Source organism: Hydrogenophilus thermoluteolus, from assembly GCF_003574215.1.
Taxonomy (GTDB): Bacteria; Pseudomonadota; Gammaproteobacteria; order Burkholderiales; family Rhodocyclaceae; genus Hydrogenophilus; species Hydrogenophilus thermoluteolus.
In genome coordinates, this window is sequence record NZ_AP018558.1 from 250,867 (window position 1) to 272,138 (window position 21,272).

Sequence of the window (21,272 nt, forward strand, 5' to 3'; positions counted from 1 at the left end):
CGCTTACATCCCCCACACGCCGATCGTTTGCCCCGGTTTTCCGGGCCACGGGTACTCGCGCTGCCAGATGCGCGCTTCCCACGGGATTGCGTCGCGGCGGTCGAATACCACCAGATAGGCTTCCTTGGCCCCCGAACGGTCGGCGTAGTCGGCTACTTGGGCAATTCCTTCGGTCACGACCGCCTCCGGGTTTTTGCCGTTGCGCACGAGTTTGCATTCGATCACCCCTTTTTGTTTCGGCCCCAACAACCCTTGGTCGGGGTCGAGCGGCCATTCGATCAAGAGGTCGGTGCGTTTGCGTCCCAGCCCGTATTCGCGGTTGATGCGCCCGCCGCCATTGACGATGCGTTGCAAGAAGGCTTGCAACAGGAGTTGCGGGCCTGCTTCGCGATAGGAGAAGCCTTGCAGCCACGCGTCGGAGTGTTCGCGGAAAAACTCTTGGAACGCGGTGAGGAGTTTCGGGATCTGCAGGCGGTGGGTGGCTGGGTCGACGTACCACGCCGTTTCGTGGGTGATATAGACCTGTTTGGTCCAGGTGAGTTCGCGCGGGATCACTTCGCGGTAGATGCGGTTGCTGATGCGCACCATCGGCCGCACCGCAATCAGCCCCAGGTCATAGACGTATTGCAGGTCGTCCGGGGCGATCTCTTCCGAGAGCGCCGCCGGGTCGGCTTCGCTTTCGAGGATCGCCGCGATCACCCGATGAACCCGCGGCTCGGAGAGTTTGTCGGCGAGCTGGTCGAGGTGGGTCGCGCGCGATTGGATGAGCCGTTCGCGTGCCAGTTGGTAGCGTTCGAGCGTCACCGGCGCCGTCCGGTCGGCGCGTAGCGTTTTGTCTTTCCAGGTGCATTCGTGCCCGAGCGCATTGACGAGCCACGGCTGCCCTTCGGTGTCGAGCCAAAGGGGTTCCCAGATCGCGTCGTCGAACCGTTGCCCGGTGGCCTCGGTGTGCTGCAACCACAGCGCTTTGGTTTCGTCGAAGGTGAAGTTTCCCAAACGCAGCGATTCGGCTTTGATGTTGAACGCCGAGCCGCCGGTGATCACCTCTTGCCCAGGCGTGTGGATGCGGTAGTCGCGCACGTCGCGCACGCCGCACAGGATCACCGATTGCGGAAACGCCCGTGGCCGCTGGGTGTAACCAGCACGCAGTTGCCTGAGGAGCGAAACCAGGGTGTCGCCAACGAGGGCGTCGACTTCGTCCAGGAGCAGCACCACGGGTCGATCCGGGTCGGCCAGGGAAAATTCGGTAAGCCAGCGTTGGAGCCATGTGTGGGGGTCGTCGTTGGCGCGCGCGGCGTGCGCCCATGCTTGACCGCGCGATTCGCCCAGGTAGAGGCGGGCCGCCTCATAGAGCGCAGTGAGTACCGCGCCGATCCCTTCGGCGACGTTGCCACGGGCCGTTTGCGCCACTTCGATGTTGGCGTAGAGCGCGCGGTAGCGCCCTTCGCGGTTGAGGTGATTCATGAGCGCCAACAGGCAGGTGGTTTTGCCGGTTTGTCGTGGCGCGTGCAGCACAAAGTAGCGTTCCTGTGCGATGAGTGCTTCGACTTCCGGGAGATCGATCCGCGCCAAGGGGTCGATCATATAGTGGAGCTCGGGTTTCGATGGGCCCGCGGTGTTGAACGTCTTTTCGCGCGGCATCACGCTGCTTCCCTGACCTGCAACCGCGTTAGCTTAGCACAGCCCCAGCGGCGAACCTATTTCCCTGTGCGCCGGACGCTGCCATGAGGCGAAGGCAAGGGCAAGGCACCGAAATGACGTTGACGTTAACGTCAATTTCGGTAAGATAGCCTCATTGCACCGGCAAAAGCGACGACAAGAGGAGACCCATCATGACCGATCCCCGTATCGCGAAGGCGCTCACGCCCTATCAGCCGAAGAACAACGTGCGGCTCGTCACCGCTGCGGCGCTGTTCGATGGCCACGATGCCGCGATCAACATCATGCGGCGCTTGTTGCAAAGCACCGGCTGCGAAGTGATCCATTTGGGGCACAACCGCAGTGCCGCCGAGATCGTTCGCGCCGCGCTGCAGGAGGATGTGCAGGGCATCGCGGTGACCAGCTACCAAGGGGGGCATGTCGAGTTCTTCAAATACATGGTCGATCTGCTGCGGCAAAACGGTGGCGAGAAGATCAAGGTTTTCGGCGGCGGTGGCGGGGTGATCGTTCCGCCGGAGATCCAGGAGCTCGAAACGTACGGTGTCGAGCGGATCTACTCGCCCGAAGACGGCGCCCAGATGGGGTTACAAGGGATGATCAACGACGTGGTCGAGCGTTCCGATTTCGATCTCTCCCACGAAGCGCCGCAGACCTTGCCTGAAATCCTGGAAAAACTCCAAAGCGGCGATTGGCGGACGCTCGCACGCGTGATCACTGCGCTCGAAAATGGCGCCTACCCAGACGCAATCCGGGAAGGGCTCCTTGCGGCGGCGCAAGGGCTCAAAGTGCCAGTGTTGGGGATCACTGGTACCGGAGGGGCGGGCAAGAGTTCGCTCACCGACGAGCTGGTTCGCCGTTTCCGTTTGGATCAGGAAGATGCGCTCAAAATCGCGATCATCTCGATCGACCCGTCGCGCAAGCGCACTGGGGGCGCGCTCTTGGGTGACCGCATCCGCATGAACGCGATCGACCACGAAAACATCTACATGCGTTCGCTCGCCACCCGCGACACCGGTCAAGAAGTGTCGCGGGCGCTCAAAGAGGTGATCGCGGCGACCAAGCTCACCGGTTACGACCTCGTGATCGTCGAAACGTCGGGGATCGGACAGGGCAACGCGGCGATCGTGCCCTACGTCGACTGCTCCCTCTACGTGATGACCCCCGAGTTCGGCGCAGCGAGCCAGCTCGAGAAGATCGACATGCTCGATTTCGCCGATTTCGTCGCGATCAACAAATTCGACCGCAAAGGGGCCGAAGATGCGCTGCGCGACGTCGCGAAACAGTACCAGCGCAACCATCAGCGTTTTTCCGAACCGGTCGATGCGATGCCCGTCTTCGGGACGATGGCAGCGCGCTTCAACGACGACGGGGTTACTGCGCTTTATCAAGCGATGCTGCCGAAATTGATCGAATTGGGGTTGCCCGCGAAAGCCGAAGGGAAATTGCCGCGCGTCTCTGTGCGCCATTCCAGCAAAGGACAAGCGATCATCCCGCCGCACCGCAATCGTTATCTGGCGGAAATCGCGCAAACCGTGCGCGACTACCACGCCCACGTCCGGGAGCAGTCGCGGGTGGCGCGCGAACGACAAGCGCTCAAGATCGCGAAGGCGCTCTTCGAGGCGAGTGGCAAACCGGCCGAGCATTTCGACGAGCTGATCGACTGGAAAGACAGCCAGCTGACTCCACACGCGAAGAAGCTGCTCGAACAGTGGCCGACGCTGAAAAAACTCTACGCGCAGGACGAATACGTCGTCAAGATCCGCGACAAAGAGATTCGCACCCGCCTCTACCACGAATCGCTTTCGGGCAACAAGATCCGCAAGGTAGCGTTGCCTGACTTCGAAGACGACGGCGAGGTGCTCAAATTCCTGATGAAGGAGAACGTCCCCGGGTCGTTCCCGTACACCGCCGGGGTGTTCGCGTTCAAGCGCGAAAACGAAGACCCCACCCGGATGTTTGCGGGCGAAGGCGATCCGTTCCGGACCAACCGCCGTTTTCGCAAGCTCACCGAAGGGATGCCCGCGGCGCGGCTGTCCACTGCGTTCGATTCCGTTACGCTCTATGGTTGCGACCCCGACGAACGGCCCGATATCTACGGCAAAATCGGCAATTCGGGTGTCTCGATCGCCACGCTCGACGATATGAAGGTGCTCTACTCCGGGTTCGATCTTTGTGCGCCCAACACCTCGGTGTCGATGACGATCAACGGTCCCGCGCCGATGATCCTAGCGATGTTCTTCAATACCGCGATCGACCAGCAGGTGGACAAATTCCGCGCCGACAACGGTCGTGACCCCACCGAAGAGGAGTATGAAAAGATCAAGGCGTGGGTGCTCTCCACTGTGCGCGGCACGGTCCAGGCCGATATCCTCAAAGAGGATCAGGGGCAGAACACCTGCATCTTCTCCACCGAGTTCGCGTTGAAATTGATGGGCGACATCCAGGAGTACTTCGTCCATCACAACGTGCGCAACTTCTACTCAGTGTCGATTTCGGGCTACCACATCGCGGAAGCAGGCGCCAACCCCATTTCGCAGCTCGCGTTCACGCTCGCCAACGGCTTTACCTACGTCGAATCCTACCTGGCGCGCGGCATGCACATCGACGATTTCGCGCCCAACCTTTCGTTCTTTTTCAGCAACGGAATGGACCCGGAATACAGCGTGATCGGGCGGGTGGCGCGTCGCATCTGGGCGATTGCGATGAAACACAAGTATGGCGCGAACGAGCGCAGCCAAAAACTCAAATACCACGTCCAGACCTCGGGGCGGAGTCTCCACGCGCAGGAGATGGCATTCAACGACATTCGCACGACGCTCCAGGCGCTGATTGCGATCTACGACAACTGCAACAGCCTACACACCAACGCCTACGACGAAGCGATCACCACCCCCACCGAAGAGAGTGTGCGGCGGGCGATGGCGATCCAACTCATCATCAACAAAGAGTGGGGGCTGGCGAAGAACGAAAACCCCAACCAAGGCAGCTTCATCATCGAAGAGCTCACCGATCTGGTCGAAGAAGCGGTGTTGCGCGAATTCGAAGCGCTGGCCGAACGGGGGGGCGTGCTCGGCGCGATGGAGACGGGCTACCAACGCAGCAAGATTCAGGAAGAGTCGCTGCACTACGAGCAGAAAAAGCACGACGGGAGTCTACCGATCATCGGGGTCAACACCTTCCGCAACCCGAACGGCGATCCGATCCCCGAAAAGCTGGAACTTGCCCGTTCCACCGAAGAAGAGAAGCAGAGCCAGCTGCGGCGGCTGCGCGAATTTCACGCGCGCCACGCCGCCGAAGCACCGAAGTGGCTGGCGAAGCTCAAGACGGTGGCGATGGAAGGGGGCAACACCTTCGAAGTGTTGATGGACGCGGTGCGCTACTGCTCGCTGGGGCAGTTGACGCAGGCGCTCTTCGAGGTGGGGGGGCAGTATCGGCGAAACATGTGACAAATCAGCAGGTTAGCGTTTTTTGGGTTGACCGATCGGCCATTGTGGGTTATATAAAAGATTGCACTTTCTGCAATAAAAGGAGGTTAGCCATGACCGTAACCCCAATGGCCGAACGTTTGGCGCCCTGGAACTGCGCGCCGCTCACTGCGCCGGCGTTCGAAGTCTATACGGCGCGCGATCTCGACCGCATTCCGCAAATCCAGGCGCTTGACCCGGAACGACGTTTTGCGATGAAAGTGGTGGCAACCGTGCTGCCGTTCCGGGTGAATCGCTATGTCACGGAGCATCTCATCGACTGGGACAACATCCCGGACGATCCGCTCTTTCAGTTGCTCTATCCGCAGCCCGGCATGTTGCGCCCGGACCATTTCGAACGGGTCGCATCCCTGTTGCGCCGTGACGCGCCTCAGGCCGAAGTGGCGAGCGTGGTTGCGGAGATTCGCCATGAACTCAACCCCCATCCGGCGGGGCAGCTCAAACTCAACATCCCGCGGGACGAAACGGGGCAACCCATCAACGGGCTGCAGCACAAATACCGGGAAACGGTACTGCTCTTTCCCAGCCAAGGGCAGACGTGCCACAGCTACTGTACCTTCTGCTTCCGCTGGGCCCAGTTCATCGGGGATAAGTCGCTGCGCATCGCCAGCGCGGAAGCGGCGCGGATGCACGGGTACCTCCGCGCCCACCCTGAGGTGACCGATGTCTTGATTACCGGCGGTGACCCGCTGGTGATGAAAACCGCGCACCTCAAAGCCTATATCGAACCGTTGCTCTCGCCGGAATTCGCGCACATCCGCTCGATCCGCATCGGCACCAAAGCGCTCACCTTCTGGCCCTACCGCTTCTTGACCGAAGGGGAAGGGCAAGCGCTCCTCGATCTCTTTGCCCAAGTGGTCGCAAGCGGCAAACAATTGGCCCTGATGGCGCACCTCAACCATTGGCGCGAACTGGAACCGGCGCCCACCCAAGAGGCGATCGCGCGCGTGCGCGCAACCGGCGCAATGATCCGTGCCCAGGCGCCGCTCTTGGCGCACATCAACGACGACTCTGACGTGTGGGCGAAACTCTGGCAACGCGAAGTCGAACTGGGGATCGTGCCGTACTACATGTTCGTCGAACGCGACACCGGCGCGCACCACTACTTCAAAGTGCCGCTCGCGCGCGCTTGGCGCATTTACCGCGACGCGTTGCAGCGGGTCTCGGGATTGGCGCGCACCGTGCGCGGTCCGAGCATGTCGGCCGCACCGGGCAAAGTCGAAGTGCTGGGAGTGAGCCGCGTCGCGGGGCAGCGTGTTTTCGTGTTGCGGTTCCTCCAAGGGCGTAACCCGGCGTGGGTCGACCGCCCCTTCTTCGCCCGATTCGACCCGCGTGCTACATGGCTCGACGAACTCCAGCCCGCGTTCGAACCCCGTTTCTTCTGGCAGGACGAGTTCGATGCGATGCTCGGCCGCGAAGCCGCGGCGTGAGGTCGCGGCATGTGTGGTATTGCCGGTGAAATCCGTTTCGACGGTACGGAACCCAATCTCGACGCGATTGCGCGCATCAATGGGATCCAGCGCCCGCGCGGCCCCGACGGGGGTGGCGTTTGGGCGCAGGGCAGCATCGCCTTGGGGCATCGTCGCCTCAAGATCATGGACCTTTCGGAGGCGGCGCAGCAACCGATGATCGATCCCGAACTTGGGCTCGGGATCGTTTTCAACGGCGCGGTCTATAACCACCCGGAGTTGCGCCAGACGTTGGAGGGGTTGGGGTACCGCTTCTACTCCCACAGCGACACCGAAGTCCTTCTCAAAGCCTACCACGCGTGGGGCGACGCGTTCGTCGAGCGATTGAATGGGATGTTCGCGTTCGCGCTCTGGGAACGCGACAGTGGCCGTCTGGTGCTGGGGCGTGACCGCCTGGGGATCAAACCGCTCTATCTCGCGCCGCGTCCCGGCGGTTTGCGCTTTGCGTCGACGCTGCCTGCGCTTTTGGCAGCTGGCGGTGTCGACACCACCATCGACCCGCTGGCGCTCCACTACTACCTCTCGTTTCACACCGTCGTGCCCGCGCCCTACACCATCCTCAAAGGGGTGCGCAAAGTCCCGCCTGCCACGTTGGTGACGATCGAACCCGATGGTCGGGAAACGCGCCGCACCTATTGGCGGCTCGATTTCACCCGCAGTGCCGAGGATGAGGCGCGGCCGTTCGCGGAATGGGTCGAAATCGTGCTCGAGGCGCTGCGCGCAGCCGTGCGTCGCCGCTTGGTTGCGGACGTGCCGGTGGGTGCGCTCCTTTCCGGTGGCGTCGATTCCAGCCTGATCGTCGGGCTGATGGCCGAAGCCGGGATCGAGCGGCTGCGCACCTACAACATCGGTTTTGCCGACGTCGGGGACGAGAAGGGCAACGAATTCGAATACGCCGAGATCGTCGCCCGCGCGTTCGGCACCGAACACGAACGGATTTTCGTGCCGGAAGCGGAACTCCTCACCCGTTTGCCCGAAGCGATCGCCGCGATGAGCGAGCCGATGATGAGTCACGACTGTATCGGCTTCTACCTCCTGTCGGAAGCGGTGTCGCGCCACAGCAAGGTGGTGCAAAGTGGGCAGGGGGCGGACGAGGTCTTTGCCGGGTACTTCTGGTACCCGAAGCTGGCGGGGAGCACCGATCCCGTGCGCGACTACCTCGACGTCTTCCGGGACCGCGACTTCGACGAGTACCGCGCCGTGGTCCGACCCGAATGGCAAGTCGAAGATTGGAGCGAACGGTTTGTTGCCGAGCACTTCGCGCAACCCGGCGCCGAAGACCCTGTCGACAAAGCGCTGCGCCTCGATACCACGGTGATGCTCATCGACGACCCGGTGAAACGGGTCGACAACATGACGATGGCGTGGGGGTTGGAGGCGCGGGTGCCGTTCCTCGACCACGAGCTGGTCTCGTTGGCAGCGCGCATTCCGACGCGGCACAAATTGGCCCATGGCGGCAAAGGGGTGCTCAAAGAGGCGGCGCGCACAATCATTCCCAGTGAAGTGATCGACCGCCCCAAGGGCTACTTCCCCGTTCCTGCGCTCAAGTATCTGCAGGGGGCAGTGCTCGAGCGCGTGCGCGACGCACTGCTTTCGCCCGCGGCGCAAGCGCGCGGACTCTTCCAACCGGAATACGTTGCGACGTTGTTGGCCGAACCGACCCAGCACTTCACCCGGTTGCGCGGTTCCAAACTCTGGCAGTTGGGGCTTCTGGAGTGGTGGTTGCAGACCCATCTGCGGTAAGCGAAACGAGAGCGATGATGCGAGATCTGGTCAAACGGGCGCTGCGCGCGGCGCACACGCCCTACGCCACCAAACGGAAACGCAAATCCAACGCAACGTTCGAACGCGCCGAAAATGTTGCGATCCAATGCGGTTGGGGTCGCTTGTTGCTCGCGCCGACGTGGCAGGACGCTGGGACGTTGGCCCAAGCGCTTTTGCAGGAGGCCGAAGGGCAGCGCGATATCGCCATTTACGTCGCCGAGCCCCAGCGGGTGATCGCGCACGCGCCGCAACAGCTCTTCCTCGACCCCAGCGAATTCTGGCGGCTCAACCTGCAGACCTACCGGGCACCGCGGCGCGAAGCGCCACGCCCTTTCGGCTTGCGGCGACTGCGTACCCGTGCCGATATCGCTGCGATCAACACCCTATACCGCGCACGCGTGATGGTGCCGGTTTGCCCGCAGATCGTGTGGGAATTGCGCCTGAGCCGAGCAGTGACTTACGCGCTTGCTGAAGACCGGGAAACGGGCGAAGTGATCGGGGTGGCGATGGGGCTCGATCACGTCGAAGCATTTGCCGACACCGAAAACGGCTCGAGCCTTTGGGCATTGGCGGTCGATCCGCAAACACCGCATCCGGGCGTGGGTGAAGCGTTGGTGCGTTACCTCGCGGAGCGTTTCCAGGCGCTGGGGCGCTCGTGGATGGACGTTTCTGTCCTTCACGACAACGACCAAGCGATCGCGCTCTATGAAAAGCTGGGGTTCGTGCGCATCCCCGCGTTTGCGGTGAAGCGCCGCAACGCGATCAATCAGCCGCTTTTCTTGGGTGAGGTGGCAGGGCTCAACCAACTCAACCCGTACGCGCGCATATTGGTCGACGAAGCGCTGCGCCGCGGCATCCACGTGGAAATCCTCGATGCCGAAAGCGGTTTTTTCCGGTTGACCCTGGGCGCCCGTTCGATCCTTTGCCGTGAATCGCTCTCTGAGCTGACCAGCGCGGTCGCGATGAGTCTGTGTCAGGACAAACGCCTCACGGTGCGGTGGCTGGCAAAAGCGGGGCTGCGGGTCCCCGAGCAGGTGGATGCGAACGATACCGCTGCTTGGCAGCGGTTGCTCACGCAATACGGTTCGGTCGTCGTGAAACCGGTCGACGGGGAGCAGGGGCACGGGATCAGCGTCGATCTGCGCAGCGAAAGCGAAGTGGCTGCGGCGATCGAACGGGCACGCCAATTCTCCGAGCGTGTCTTGGTCGAACAGTTTTGCCGCGGAGAAGACCTTCGTGTGGTGGTGATCGACGGCGAAGTGATCGCCGCCGCGTTGCGCCGTCCGCCAGTGATCGTCGGCGATGGTCGCCACACGGTTCGTGCGCTGATCGAACGCTACAACCGACGGCGGGCAGCGGCAACGGGCGGAGAGTCGCGCGTGCCGCTCGACGATGAGACTCGGCGCTGCTTGCGGGCGCAAGGATTCGATTGGGACGATGTCCCCGGGGTCGATGTGCGGCTCCTTGCGCGCAAAACCGCAAACCTTCACACCGGCGGGACGCTGCACGACGTGACCGCGCAGCTCCACCCCACATTGCGCGACGCCGCGGAGCGAGCCGCCCGCGCGTTGCAAATCCCGGTCACGGGTCTCGACTTTTTGGTCGATGCGCCTGATCAGCCCAACTATGTCATCATCGAAGCGAACGAGCGTCCCGGGCTGGCGAACCACGAACCGCAACCGACGGCGCAGCGTTTCATCGACCTTCTGTTTCCCCAGGCCCGGCAACGCCCCTAGGAGCTTGTGTGATCACCATCGACGAAACCTACTTGGAAGAGACCCTTTTACAACTGCTGGCGATCCCCAGCCCCGTCGGCTTGACCGACGAAGTGGTGCGTTATACCGCGCAGCGCTTCTCCGCGCTGGGGATTCCCTACGAATTGACGCGCCGGGGGGCGATTCGCGCTACGCTCACCGGCAAAGCACGCAAACCGGCACGTGCGGTGGTGGCGCACCTCGATACGCTGGGCGCGATGGTGCGCGCACTGAAACCGAACGGACGCTTGGCGATCGTGCCGATCGGTCACTGGTCCGCGCGGTTTTCCGAAGGGGCGCGTGTGACGATCTTTACCGACGATGGCAGGCAATTCCGTGGCACCTGCTTGCCGCTCAAAACATCGGGCCACGCGTTCGGGCCGGAAATCGACAGCCAGCCGGTTGGGTGGGAGCAGGTCGAGGTGCGTGTCGATATCCCGGCCGAGGATGGCAAAGCGCTCGAAGCCGCCGGGATCCAGGTAGGCGATTGGATCGCATTCGACCCACAGACCGAAGTCACGCCCACCGGCTACTATGTCTCGCGTTATCTCGACGACAAAGCGGCCGTCGCTGCATTGCTCACCGCGTGCAAAGCGGTGCAGGATCATGGGTTGGAATTACCCGTCGATGCCCATCCCTTATTGACGATCACGGAAGAGATCGGCTCGGGTGCCTCTGCGGCGCTTCACGGCGACATCGCCGAGATGGTAAGCCTGGATATCGCGATCGCCGCGCCTGGGCAAAACACCTCGGAACATGCGGTGACGATCTGTCTGCAAGACATGTCGGGACCGTTCGACTACCATCTGTCGCACAAATTGATCCGCTTGGCCAAAGCCAACGCGATCCCGCACCGCCGTGACCTCTTCAAGTACTACCGCTCCGATTCGGCGGCAGCGGTAGAGGCAGGGAACGACATCCGGACGGCGTTGATCGGTTTCGGCGCCGACGCGTCGCACGGCATCGAACGCACGCATCGCGACGCCTTGCATGCGCTCACCCGTTTGGTGGTTGCGTACTTGGTCAGCGACCCCGTGACGCCACGGGATGCCCAGTTGCTCGGCTCGCTCGATGGCTTCACACGGCAAATCGAGCCCGAAGAGCTGTCGATGCCGAACAATCCGCTGCCGGAACCGAAAGAGTTTTTGGGCGTTTGATACATTTCCGTTACATTTCAGAAAAACCGTTGTAACAATCGCGTGCGATGATTCCCTCTGAGCGAATTCCCGAACCGAACGTCGGGCGTGTGGAGGAGACACAACAATGACCATCGTACGCGGCGAAGCAGCGCCTCCGCTGCCTGCCGGGCTCGACACCTTCCCGCGGCTTTTGCGGCACCATGCCGAAGTGCGTGGTGCGCAGCCCGCGGTACGGGAAAAAGAGTACGGCATTTGGCAAACTTACACCTGGGCCGACTACTACCGCACCGCGCGCGCGATTGCGTGTGGTCTGGCTGAACTCGGGTTCAAGCGCGGCGACCGGCTCGCGATCATCGGGGACAACCGTCCGCGGCTCTACATGTCGATCGCCGCGTGTCAAATGCTCGGCGGCATCCCGGTGATGCTCTATCAGGACGCGATCGCGGAAGAGATCGCGTTCGTCTTGCAAGACGCCGAAATCAAGGTTGCGATCGTCGAAGATCAAGAGCAGGTGGATAAGCTCCTGGAAACCTTGGCGTCGACCCCTTCGCTCGAGAAGATCGTCTACGACGATCCGCGCGGGATGTTGCACTACGACCAGCCCCAACTGATGGGGCTCGACGAGCTGGTCGCCGCCGGCGAGATCCACGACCGCAACCAACCCGATTTCCTGAACAAGGAGATCGAAAAGGGTTCGACCGACGACGTTTCGGTGATGCTCTACACCTCCGGGACCACGGGCAAACCCAAGGGGGTGTGCCAGACCCACCGCGCGTTCATCTTTGCCGCAAACGGCGGGATCCATTTCGACCGCCTGACCGACCGCGAAGAGATCCTCTCTTACCTGCCGATGGCGTGGGTTGGAGACCACCTCTTTTCGTATGCTCAGTCGCTGGTGGCCGGGTTTGCGATCAACTGTCCGGAATCGTCGGACACCGTGATGACCGACTTGCGCGAAATCGGGCCGACCTACTACTTCGCGCCGCCGCGGATCTTCGAGGGGTTGCTCACCCAAGTGATGATCCGAATGGAAGACGCAAGTGCCATCAAACGCAAGCTCTTCGACTACTTCATGGCGGTGGCACGGCGCTGTGGCGCCGAAATTCTGGAGAAGCGTCCGGTACCCCTCAAAGATCGTTTGCTCTACGCGCTGGGTGAAGTGCTGATCTACGGGCCGCTGCGCAACGTCCTGGGGATGTCGCGCATCCGGGTGGCCTATACCGCGGGCGCTGCGATCGGACCGGACCTCTTCAAATTCTTCCGCTCGATCGGGATCAACCTCAAACAGCTCTACGGGCAAACGGAGACGTGCGCCTACGTCTGTTTGCAGCCCGACGGCGAAATCAAGCTCGATGCGGTGGGGCGGCCGGCGCCAGGCGTCGAAATCAAGATCGCCGAGAACGGTGAAATCCGCGTGCGCGGGCCGATGACGCTGCAATCGTACTACCGCCGCCCCGACGCCACCGCCGAGGCGTTCGACGAAGAGGGCTTCTTCATGACCGGCGACGCCGGGTATATCGGTGAAGATGGCCAGTTGCGGATCATCGACCGCGCGAAAGACGTCGGCAAACTCAACGACGGCACCCTCTTTGCGCCCAACTACATCGAGAACAAGCTCAAGTTCTTCCCGCAGATCAAAGAGGCGGTGGCGTTCGGCAACGAACGCGATTACGTCGCGGCGTTCATCAACATCGACCTCGACGCGGTGGGCAACTGGGCGGAACGGCGCGGGCTGGCCTATTCGGGCTACACCGACCTCGCACAGAAACCCGAAGTCTATGCGCTCATTGCCGAGTGCGTCGCAAAGGTCAATGCCGACCTCGAAACCGACCCGATGATGAAAGGGGCGCGGATCCGCCGCTTCTTGATCCTGCACAAAGAGCTCGATGCCGACGATGGGGAATTGACGCGCACCCGTAAAGTGCGACGGCGGTTCATCGCCGAGAAGTACGCACCGCTCGTTACCGCGCTTTATAGCGACGTAACCGAGCAGTATATCGAGACCGAACTGAAGTTCGAAGACGGGCGCAGCGGCAAGATTGCCGCAACGGTGCGCATCGCGGACGCGTAATCGGGAGAAGAAGATGGCGCGCACCATCGGCGACGTAATCCTGGATCTGCAGAATATCAGCCTCAGTTTCGGGGGCGTGAAAGCGCTCACCAACATCAGTTTCAACGTCCGGCAGGGGGAGATCCGTTCGATCATCGGCCCCAACGGCGCGGGCAAAAGCTCGATGCTCAACGTGATCAACGGCGTCTACCATCCGCAGGAGGGGCGGATCATCTTCATGGGCAAGGAGCGCCGCAAGATGAACCCGCACGAAGCGGCGGCGCAGGGAATCGCGCGGACGTTCCAGAACATCGCGCTCTTCAAGGGGATGACCGTGCTCGACAACATCATGACGGGCCGTAACCTCATGATGAAGCGCAATTTCCTGTGGAACGCGCTTTATTGGGGTCCCGCGCAGCGCGACGAAATCGCGCACCGCAAACGGGTGGAAGAGATCATCGATTTCCTGGAGATTCAGCACATTCGTAAGGTGCCGGTTGGGCGGCTTCCCTACGGCCTGCAAAAGCGCGTGGAACTGGCACGAGCGCTTGCTGCGGAGCCGAAACTCCTTTTGTTGGACGAGCCCATGGCGGGGATGAACGTCGAAGAGAAGCAGGACATGTGCCGCTTCATCCTCGACGTCAATGAGCAGTGGGGGACGACCATCGTCTTGATCGAACACGACATGGGCGTGGTGATGGACATTTCGGACCGTGTCGTCGTGCTCGACTACGGACGTAAGATCGGCGACGGCCTTCCCAACGAAGTGAAGAACGACCCCGAGGTGATCAAAGCCTATCTTGGCGCGGTCCACTGATAGCGGAAGGAGAGAACCGTGACCTTTTTCTTCGAAGTCTTGATTGCGGGCCTGTTGTCCGGGATGCTCTACGCGCTGGTGGCGCTCGGTTTCGTGTTGATCTTCAAAGCTTCCGGCGTCTTCAACTTCGCGCAGGGGGCGATGGTCTATTTCGCGGCGCTTACCTTCGTCGGCGTTGGCGAAAAGCTTCTCTTATGGTTCGGCTGGGCGCCGGGGTCGTTCGCCTCGTTCCTCGGGTCGCTCCTCGTGACACTCGCCGCGATGGTGGTGCTCGCGATCCTCATCGAGCGCTTCATGCTGCGCGGGTTGGTCAACCAGCCGCTCATCACGCTTTTCATGGCGACGATCGGGCTCACCTTCTTCATCGACGGGCTGGCGCAGCTCATCTGGGGGTCGAACGTGCGTGGACTGGATATCGGGATCACCGATGAGCCGGTAATGTGGCTCCTCGATTCGGCGAACATGCTGGTTTCCAAATTCGACCTCACCGCTGCGGCGATCGCCGCAATCCTGGTTGCGGTGCTCACGGTCTTTTTCCAATACACCAAGACCGGACGGGCGCTGCGGGCGGTTGCCGACGACCACCAGGCGGCGCTGTCCATCGGAGTGCCGTTGGAGCGCATCTGGGTGATCGTCTGGGTCGCGGCTGGGGTGGTCGCACTCGTGGCCGGATTGATCTGGGGGGCGCGCAACGGCGTGCAGTACGCACTCTCCTTCACCGCGCTCAAGGCGTTGCCGGTGTTGATCCTGGGGGGCTTCACCTCGATCCCAGGCGCGATCGTCGGGGGGTTGATCATCGGGGCGTCGGAAAAACTCGCCGAGGTCTACCTTGGCCCCTATGTCGGAGGCGGAATCGACTCGTGGTTCCCCTACATCATGGCGTTGGCGTTCCTGTTGATTCGCCCCGAAGGGCTCTTTGGCGAAAAACACATCGACAGGGTGTGAGGAGAGAGACAAATGATTTATCGTGAGGCAGGGCAGTTCAAGGCGAGCTACGAAGCCGACATGCAGATCTTTCCGATCCGACAGGATCGGATCGCAATCGCGGCAATCGTACTCTTTGCGTTCGTCGGGGTGCCGCTCTTAGCCAGCGAATACTGGTTCCAAGCGATCATCACGCCGGCGCTCATCTTTTCCCTTGCGGCGCTGGGACTCAACATCCTCACCGGCTACGCGGGGCAGCTGTCGCTCGGTGCGGCGGGGTTCATGGCGGTGGGGGCGTTTGCTACCTACAACTTCATGTTGCGCATCGACGGAATGCCGTTCCTCGTCGCGATGGTTTTGGGTGGCGTGTGCGCGGCGCTCGTGGGCATCGTGTTTGGTCTTCCGTCGCTTCGGATCAAAGGGTTCTACCTCGCGGTGGCGACACTTGCGGCCCAGTTTTTCATCCTCTGGGTGCTGGTGAAATTCCCGTGGTTTTCCAACTACTCGGCTTCCGGCGTGATCACGGCGCAGGAGATCGCCATCCTGGGGTGGACGGTCGACGAACCGGTCGAGAAGTACCTCCTCACGCTGGCGGTGGTGACGGTCTTGGCGCTCGCTGCGAAAAACATGGCGCGGACCCACACCGGTCGCGCGTGGATGGCGGTGCGGGACATGGACGTCGCCGCTGAGGTGATCGGCATTCCGCTGATGAAGACGAAACTGCAGGCGTTTGCGATCAGCTCGTTCTACTGCGGCGTTGCGGGTGCGCTTTACGCCTATACCTACTTGGGAACGGTCGAACCGGAAGCGTTCAACCTCGACCTGTCGTTCAAGATCCTCTTCATGATCATCATCGGCGGGGTGGGAACCGTGTTGGGATCCTTCTTGGGGGCCGCGTTCATCACCCTGTTGCCGATCTTTCTCAACCAACTCTTTCACGCCCTGTTCGGGGATTCGCTGCCGCCCGCGTTTGCGTCCAACGTCGAACTGATGATTTTCGGTGGGCTGATCATCTTCTTCTTGATCGTCGAACCGCACGGGTTGGCGCGGCTGTGGCAGATTGGCAAAGAGAAGTTGCGGATTTGGCCATTCCCTCACTAAAATGGGTTTTTCGGGTTCGGCCCCGCTGGGGTCGGGCATTGTGTGTGTAGGTGGTAAAGGAGACAGAAGATGATGCGCATGCGCAGCAAATGGAAGAAAAGCGCGATGGTTGCGCTTGCGGTCACGGGCCTTTGGGGTAGCGGCGTCGGGCAGGCGCTCTCCGCCGAGCAGTACCTAGGGTTGCCGAGCTACCGCGTCGGCGCGTACGCCGCAGGGGGTTCTGGAATTTTCGGCGGCTGGATCGACTACATGCAGATGATCAACGAGCGCGACGGCGGGGTGAACGGCGTCAAGCTCGTGTGGGAAGAGTGTGAAACCGAATACAACAACGCGCGTGGCGTCGAGTGCTACGAGCGGTTCAAAGCGAAGGGCAACACCTTCTTCTCGCCGCTTTCCACTGGGATCACCTATTCGGTGCTCGATCGCGTCGCGCAGGACAAGATTCCGCTGGTGACCATCGGCTATGGCCGTTCCGACGCTGCCGATGGGCGGGTCTTCCCGTGGGTCTTCCCGCTCGTCACCCATTACTGGTCGCAAGCTTCGGCGATGATCAACTTCATCGGTAAAGAGAAGCTCGGCTCGATGGATCAGCTCAAAGGCAAGAAGATCGTGCTGCTCTACCACGATTCGGCTTACGGGAAAGAGCCGCACGAAGTGCTGAAAAGGCTGTCGCAGAAGTGGGGCTTTGAGCTCGAGCTGATCCCGGTCGCGCACCCCGGGAACGAGCAGCAGTCGCAGTGGCTCCAAATCCGCCAAATTCGGCCTGACTTCGTGATCCTCTGGGGTTGGGGGGTGATGAACCCGACCGCGCTCTCCACCGCGAAACGGACGGGTTTCCCCATCGACAAGATCATCGGCGTCTGGTGGGCTGGCGCGGAAGAGGATGTGATTCCGGCGGGCAGCGCGTCGACCGGTTACATCGCCGCTGGGTTCAACGCTGTGGGTGACCAGTATCCGGTGATTCAGGATATCAAGAAGTATGTCTATGCCAAAGGGAAAGGCAACCTCGATCCCAAGCGGGTCGGCAGCGTCTACTACAACCGCGGCGTGGTGCACGGCATCATCTACGTGGAAGCGGTACGCCTGGCGCAAGAGCACTTCAACAAGAAAGGGCAGCCGGTCACGGGCGAAGAGATCCGTTGGGCGCTCGAGCATCTGAATTTCACGCCGGAACGGCTGAAGCAGTTGGGCGCGGATGGTTTCTTGCCGGTGATGCAGACCTCTTGCATGGACCACGAAGGGGCTGGGGTGGTGAAATTCCAGCAGTGGGACGGCAGCAAGTGGAAGATGATCAGCGACTGGATCGTGCCGGACCGCGTGCTGGTACGCCAGCTCGTGGAAGAGTCGGCTGCGAAGTACGCGCAAGAAAAAGGCATCACGCCGCGTGATTGCAGCAAGGAGGGTTGATGATGAATCACGCCGCGGCCTCGGGTGCCGCGGCGGCGCAGGCCGCCGCAGCGCCCTACCTGGTGGTCAATAACGTCGAGGTGATCTACGACCACGTGATCCTGGTGCTCAAAGGGGTGTCGCTCGAGGTGCCCAAAGGCGGTATCGTCGCCCTCTTGGGCGCAAACGGAGCGGGCAAATCGACGACGCTCAAGACCATTTCGAATCTGTTGCGTGCCGAACGGGGTGATGTCACCAAAGGTTCGGTGGAGTTCATGGGCGAGCGAGTCGATCAACTCACCCCCAACGAACTGGTACGCCGCGGCGTGATCCAGGTGATGGAAGGGCGCCACTGCTTTGCGCACCTGACCATCGAAGAAAATTTGCTCACCGGCGCCTATACCCGCAAGGTTTCGCGCCGCGAGCTCGCCGAAGACCTGGAGCGGGTCTATCACTATTTCCCACGGTTGAAAGAGCGGCGGAAATCACAAGCGGGCTACACCTCTGGAGGCGAACAGCAGATGTGCGCGATCGGGCGTGCGCTCATGGCACGACCACAGCTGATTCTGCTCGACGAACCGTCGATGGGGTTGGCGCCGCAAATTGTCGAAGAGATTTTCGAGATCGTCCAAGATCTCAACACCAAAGAGAAGGTGAGTTTTCTCTTGGCCGAACAGAACACGATGGTTGCGCTACGCTACGCGCAATTCGGCTACATCTTGGAAAACGGGCGGGTGGTGATGGAAGGCACCGCCGAAGAGTTGCGTGAAAACGAAGACGTGAAAGAGTTTTACCTGGGGCTTTCCGGCGAAGGCCGAAAGAGCTTCCGCGACGTGAAACACTATCGCCGCCGTAAGCGCTGGCTGGCATAAAAGCAAAGGATCGGTGCGATGACCGCAAACCACAGCCCCCTTTATTTCGACGATCGGGAAACCTGGGATCCGGAGCAGCGCGAACGCGACCTGTTTGCGCGCCTACCCGCGCAATTGGCGCATGCCAAAGCGCACGCGCCTGCGTTTGCCACGCTCCTTGCAAAGGTCGACCCGCAGGCGGTCACCGACCGGGCGGCGCTTGCGCAGTTGCCGGTGGTGCGTAAGTCCGAACTGTTGGAGCGGCAGAAGGCGGCGCGCCCGTTTGGCGGATTCGCCGCGGTGCAGTGGGGGCGGTCGTGTCTGCGGGTCTTCGCGTCACCGGGCCCGATCTACGAACCCGAAGGGCCTCAACCCGATTACTACCGGTTGGCGCGCGCCCTTTGGGCGGCTGGGTTTCGTGAAGGGGATTTGGTGCACAACACCTTTGCGTACCACATGACACCCGCGGGCAGCATGATGGAGACCGCGGCGCACGCAATCGGCTGCACCGTCTTTCCGGCTGGAGTCGGACAAACCGAACTGCAGGTACAAGCGATTGCCGACCTGCAGCCCAACGCGTACACGGGTACGCCGTCGTTCCTGCGGATTCTGCGCGAAAAGTGCGAAGCGACGGGCGTGCCATGCACCTTCCGCAAAGCGCTCGTCTCCGGTGAGGCATTCCCGCCCGCGTTGCAACAGGAGCTCGCCGCCGCTGGGGTCGACGCGTACCAAGCATACGCCACCGCCGATATCGGGCTGATCGCGTACGAGACGGCGGCGCGTGCGGGGCTGGTGGTGGGTGAGGATCTCATCGTCGAAATCGTCCGTCCGGGTACGAACGAGCCGGTGCCCGAAGGTGAGGTGGGAGAGGTGGTCGTCACTACGCTCAACCCCACCTATCCGCTGATCCGCTTTGGTACCGGCGATCTCTCTGCGGTCATTCCCGGCCGGTCACCGTGCGGGCGGACCAACATGCGCCTCAAGGGGTGGCTGGGGCGCGCCGACCAGACCGCAAAAATCCGCGGGATGTTCGTCCATCCGGCGCAGGTGCAGCAGGTGGTGCGCCGCTTCCCGGAAATCACCCGTGCGCGGCTGGTCGTCACCAACCCAGACCTCAAAGACGAGATGACGCTGCAGTGTGAGACCGCGGGAGCCGTGCCTGACGGCTTGGGGGGCCAGGTGGCTGCGGCGCTCAAGGAAATCACCAAATTGCGTGGGTCGGTCGCGTTCGTGCCTGCAGGGACGTTACCCAACGACGGCAAGGTGATCGACGATCAGCGGCAGTACGAATAGCGGCAAGTCGCGTGTTTTCTCAGTGGCTGACCGGTTGGCGCATCCTCGACCTTTCGCTGCTCCTGCCCGGCCCGTTTGCGTCGTGGCGGCTTGCGCAGATGGGCGCTGAGGTGGTGAAGATCGAACCGCCCACAGGAGACGGCGCGGCGCAGTTGGGTGTGGCAACGGATTCCGCGGATGCTGCGCCCTCGTGGTTCTATCGCCTGCTCAACCACGGCAAGACGGTGGTTTCGCTCGACCTCAAAAGTGCCGCCGGGCGCGACGCATTGCTGGCGGAAGTGGCGAAGAGCGACGCGGTGCTCGAAGGGTTTCGACCCGGGACGCTCGCCCGTTTGGGGGTCGCTCCTGAGACGCTGTGGGCGGTCAATCCGCAACTGGTGATCGTTTCGATCACCGGGTTTGCCAGCGACGGGCCGCTCGCTCCCTACGCGGGGCACGACCTTACCTACCAGGCTTGGACCGGGTTACTCCAACCACACGGTAACGCCAGCGGATGTGCGGAGACGCCGGCGTGGTCGAACGTGCAAATCGCCGACCTCTTTGCTGGCGCGATGCATGCGGCGCTCGCGCTGGTTGCCGCCGTTCACCAGGCGCGCGCGACCGGGAAGGGCTGCCACATCGAAGTTCCGATGTGCGAAACGCTCCTTGCTTCCGCCCCGTTTGCGTTGGCAGAAGCCATCCAGCCGCCCGCGCAACGGGGCTTACTTCTGGGCGCAGTGCCCTGTTACGCCGTCTATCGTTGTGCCGATGGGCGCTATTTGGCTGTCGGGGCGCTCGAAACCAAATTTTGGCGGCGCTTTTGCGAAGCGCTCGATCACCCGCAATGGGTGCCGCACCAATTCGACCGCAGCGGCGAAACCCACCGTGCCGTCGCAGCGGTGGTCGGTTCCAAACCGCAAGTGGCGTGGCGCGAGCAGCTGGTGCCGCTCGACTGCTGCGTGGCACCCGTGCTGTCGATCGATGAGGCCAAAGCGTTTTTCGCTACCTGCTTCGACCCTCTGAACCACTTTCCCCAGTTCCCGCTGCGGGCGCGCTCTTGCGCTTCGTAGTCCGCTTCCGTTTCGTGGGTTTCGTGGTGGTTGCTTCGGCGTTTTGTTGATCCGCACCAGTTGTCGCGTGCGCGGACGTGGTAGAAGCGGCGTCCGCACTGGGACCGGTTGCAGCGCTTGCCATCGCCTGGGTGGTGTTGTCCCACCACGCCTTCATCAGCTCGAAGGGGTTAGGAATCGGCGGGGTTTGCGTATCGCCCGTGTCAGTCGTTTGTGGCGCTGTTGCCTCCGGCGCTGGCGCTTGTTGCCAGTTCTGGTTCATCTCCTGCCACGCGGCTACCGCGGCACGCTGCATTTCGAGCGACTGCCGCATCATCTGCACGCTGGAGAGGTTCATTTGTAACCACCCCTCGACGGTGCGGTATTCACGAATGCGCCGGTCGAGCTCGTCGAGGTCGAGCGTGGGTACCGCAAAACCGGGAAGCGGCAGTGAAGGCGCTTGCTTCATCCACTGTTGCCACCAGGCGAACGGGTCGGTGTGCGCGGCAGTCATGGCGTCTCCTCCTGGGTTGGGTGATAAACCCATTGTAG

At 61.9% G+C, this 21,272-nt stretch carries 15 protein-coding genes; 13 read left to right on the plus strand and 2 right to left on the minus strand.

Features of this window, described 5'->3' with window-relative positions:
* Positions 1–3: 3 nt before the first annotated feature.
* Positions 4–1,641: an AAA family ATPase gene (locus HPTL_RS01145; protein ID WP_119334330.1), complete on the minus strand. Its 1,638-nt coding sequence runs from the start codon at positions 1,639–1,641 to the stop codon at positions 4–6.
* 191 nt (positions 1,642–1,832) lie between these two features.
* Here HPTL_RS01145 and icmF point away from each other — a divergent pair, with 191 nt between their 5' ends.
* The 13 genes from icmF (at position 1,833) to HPTL_RS01210 (ending at position 20,741) form a co-directional block, all read left to right on the plus strand.
* Positions 1,833–5,105 carry a fused isobutyryl-CoA mutase/GTPase IcmF gene (gene icmF, locus HPTL_RS01150; RefSeq protein ID WP_119334331.1) on the plus strand — a complete coding sequence of 1,091 codons (3,273 nt, stop codon included), beginning with the start codon at positions 1,833–1,835 and terminating at the stop codon, positions 5,103–5,105.
* Between the two features lie 92 nt (positions 5,106–5,197).
* Positions 5,198–6,574: a KamA family radical SAM protein gene (locus HPTL_RS01155; protein ID WP_197713727.1), complete on the plus strand. Its 1,377-nt coding sequence runs from the start codon at positions 5,198–5,200 to the stop codon at positions 6,572–6,574.
* 9 nt (positions 6,575–6,583) lie between these two features.
* The gene (locus HPTL_RS01160) at positions 6,584–8,356 is read left to right on the plus strand and encodes an N-acetylglutaminylglutamine amidotransferase (protein WP_119334332.1); all 1,773 of its coding nucleotides are present in this window, start codon (positions 6,584–6,586) and stop codon (positions 8,354–8,356) included.
* Between the two features lie 14 nt (positions 8,357–8,370).
* Entirely contained in the window at positions 8,371–10,113 is a 1,743-nt protein-coding gene (gene ngg, locus HPTL_RS01165) for an N-acetylglutaminylglutamine synthetase (protein ID WP_119334333.1), read from the plus strand.
* 8 nt (positions 10,114–10,121) lie between these two features.
* Positions 10,122–11,288 (plus strand): osmoprotectant NAGGN system M42 family peptidase, encoded by a 1,167-nt coding sequence (locus HPTL_RS01170; protein WP_119334334.1) that lies wholly within the window; start codon positions 10,122–10,124, stop codon positions 11,286–11,288.
* Between the two features lie 106 nt (positions 11,289–11,394).
* On the plus strand, positions 11,395–13,341 hold the full coding sequence (locus tag HPTL_RS01175) for an AMP-dependent synthetase/ligase (protein WP_119334335.1): 1,947 nt from the start codon (positions 11,395–11,397) through the stop codon (positions 13,339–13,341).
* Between the two features lie 13 nt (positions 13,342–13,354).
* Positions 13,355–14,137, plus strand: a complete 783-nt coding sequence (locus tag HPTL_RS01180; protein ID WP_119334336.1) for an ABC transporter ATP-binding protein — start codon at positions 13,355–13,357, stop codon at positions 14,135–14,137.
* 18 nt (positions 14,138–14,155) lie between these two features.
* Positions 14,156–15,082, plus strand: coding sequence for a branched-chain amino acid ABC transporter permease (locus HPTL_RS01185; protein WP_119334337.1), 927 nt, complete (start codon positions 14,156–14,158; stop codon positions 15,080–15,082).
* A gap of 12 nt (positions 15,083–15,094) precedes the next feature.
* The gene (locus HPTL_RS01190) at positions 15,095–16,162 is read left to right on the plus strand and encodes a branched-chain amino acid ABC transporter permease (protein ID WP_119334338.1); all 1,068 of its coding nucleotides are present in this window, start codon (positions 15,095–15,097) and stop codon (positions 16,160–16,162) included.
* A gap of 72 nt (positions 16,163–16,234) precedes the next feature.
* On the plus strand, positions 16,235–17,569 hold the full coding sequence (locus HPTL_RS01195; RefSeq protein WP_408610105.1) for an ABC transporter substrate-binding protein: 1,335 nt from the start codon (positions 16,235–16,237) through the stop codon (positions 17,567–17,569).
* The gene (locus HPTL_RS01200) at positions 17,569–18,420 is read left to right on the plus strand and encodes an ABC transporter ATP-binding protein (RefSeq protein ID WP_231999995.1); all 852 of its coding nucleotides are present in this window, start codon (positions 17,569–17,571) and stop codon (positions 18,418–18,420) included. Before HPTL_RS01195 ends, HPTL_RS01200 begins: the two co-directional genes overlap by 1 nt.
* Before the next feature lie 18 nt (positions 18,421–18,438).
* Complete coding sequence (locus tag HPTL_RS01205) at positions 18,439–19,692, plus strand: phenylacetate--CoA ligase family protein (protein WP_119334341.1); 1,254 nt, start codon at positions 18,439–18,441, stop codon at positions 19,690–19,692.
* Between the two features lie 11 nt (positions 19,693–19,703).
* Entirely contained in the window at positions 19,704–20,741 is a 1,038-nt protein-coding gene (locus HPTL_RS01210) for a CaiB/BaiF CoA transferase family protein (protein ID WP_170141234.1), read from the plus strand.
* On the opposite strand, the gene HPTL_RS01215 is transcribed toward HPTL_RS01210, so the two are convergent.
* Positions 20,674–21,234, minus strand: coding sequence for a PhaM family polyhydroxyalkanoate granule multifunctional regulatory protein (locus tag HPTL_RS01215; protein ID WP_119334343.1), 561 nt, complete (start codon positions 21,232–21,234; stop codon positions 20,674–20,676). The two genes, HPTL_RS01210 and HPTL_RS01215, sit on opposite strands and share 68 nt — an antisense overlap.
* Positions 21,235–21,272 lie beyond the last annotated feature (38 nt).